2 protein-coding genes are annotated in these 1,679 nt (G+C 42.6%); both read left to right on the top strand.

Annotated features, from left to right (window positions below; translation table 11 throughout):
* Positions 1–282 (top strand): hypothetical protein (locus tag JK216_RS16930; protein ID WP_212712172.1); only part of this gene is annotated, 282 nt, incomplete at its 5' end.
* A gap of 184 nt (positions 283–466) precedes the next feature.
* Positions 467–1,174: a hypothetical protein gene (locus JK216_RS16925; protein WP_212712173.1), complete on the top strand. Its 708-nt coding sequence runs from the start codon at positions 467–469 to the stop codon at positions 1,172–1,174.
* Positions 1,175–1,679 lie beyond the last annotated feature (505 nt).

Here is a 1,679-nt window from a genome sequence, read left to right as displayed (position 1 = left end):
TGTTTGGCGATTGATCAGATCGCACAATCCGGGCTGAGTTCCCTTAAAGTGATCTACTATTTGGCGCAGCTATTTAGGCTTAGAGGTGATGGCTTTTCTTCTGGAAAAAGTGACGCCTTTAATTTATCTGCATTTGGTAAAATATCGCACAGTTCTTCTAGAAGACCTTTCCATGTTGGAGCATCACCACTAGATACCTCCTTTGAAAAACCTGTTCCGGTAAATAGACAAAGTCTATTTGTGGCTGCTGCATATGCAATTTCAAACAACTCTCTCATCTGAGAATCCTTTTTCATTTTTATAACAGCCAAGATACAGCTCAGCGGTTTTCTTTTCAATATGGGAATGTCTGCCTCTGGCACACAACAGCCGTTCAGATGAAACCCTTTCAACTTCGACAATGAGATTTTTGATATGGCTGTATGTTACGCTGTTACTGTTGAAAAACATCAAGTTGGAGAGTTATATGGATTGGCCTAAGGAGTACAGCAAGACCACTCAAGCGGTAAGAGAGGCGGCGTTTAAACTCTACTATGTTGAGGCTATCACCCAGTCGGTTCTGCTACCGGGACAGATGAAAACGGCGTATCACGGTGGACCACTAACGACGGATTATTACCTTTTCCTCTTCACCAGCAGGAAAAATCCGAAGCTTAAAGGGTATTTTATCTGTGGATTATATGCAGCAAAGGGGTGGTTCGAGGTGAATGGGCAGCGACCTGAGGAAATTCCATCCTATAACCCCCTTACGGGTGAGTCTTCCGGTAGCAGTAAAACGGGGGGCTGTGGGAGTACAAAGCCGCAGAAAGCTGAATCGGACCCAAGAATGAAACGTCTAATCAGGGTTCTCCAGACGTTTATTTCTCTAACGGACGATGAGGAAAGGAAAATAAAAGGCGAATCAACCACACTGACCGTTCTACAGAAGCTCATAAAATCGTCAAAAGATAGTCCTAGTACATCAAATATCAGATCAGTAAATACCATTCTTTACAAAGCGCTCAAGAATGGTAGTCATGGTGGTGCTAGCACATTCACTCAACTAGTTGCGCATTATGGGGTTCTGCTTGGTGTAGCTTTCAAGAAGATATCTATTGATGATTTCAATCAGGAAATCGACGATACCCGCAAGAAGTCAGAGACATATTCATATAACCCTTTGGCATCATTCTGAAATGGGGGATCCGGCCCTTTTCTGTATGTATTGGTCAATAACAGTACGAGAGCTTTCTAGAACCATTAATTTCACTTATGCCATAGAACGGATGCTAATCTGCTTTTAGCTGTACACTGTTATCCGGACCGGTGCTACGCATGAAGTAATTTACCGAACAGAGGCCATACACACTCTTGAACTATCGGTAGTACCCATTCTTGCTGCTAACGTCCATTCCCATCCAGCATCTTTGCAACACAAAGCACATAAGGTCATTTTTCAAACAAAACTGTATACCGCCCTAAATCGAACTTGGGATATACATATTTATATCCCGCTTTATGCGATATACCCGCAGATACCATCAGATACGAAGAGAATGAAAAATGAGCAGGAATGGCGTAATTTGCTGATTTCAGGCACAAAAAAAGGTTCATCGCACCTTAGCGTGAATTAATAGAAAACGGCGGTAAAAGTGGTTAGTTTTGTATTCGCCAAAACACTAACCAGCCACTAAACCGCC

This window comes from Tatumella sp. JGM94, assembly GCF_018257595.1.
Classification (GTDB): domain Bacteria; phylum Pseudomonadota; class Gammaproteobacteria; order Enterobacterales; family Enterobacteriaceae; genus Tatumella; species Tatumella punctata.
This window is presented reverse-complemented; position numbering and strand designations above follow the sequence as displayed.

Coding starts and splice junctions, on each gene's coding strand:
- JK216_RS16925 (WP_212712173.1), top strand. CDS start 467: ATGGATTGGCCTAAGGAGTACAGCAAGACCACTCAAGCGGTAAGAGAG.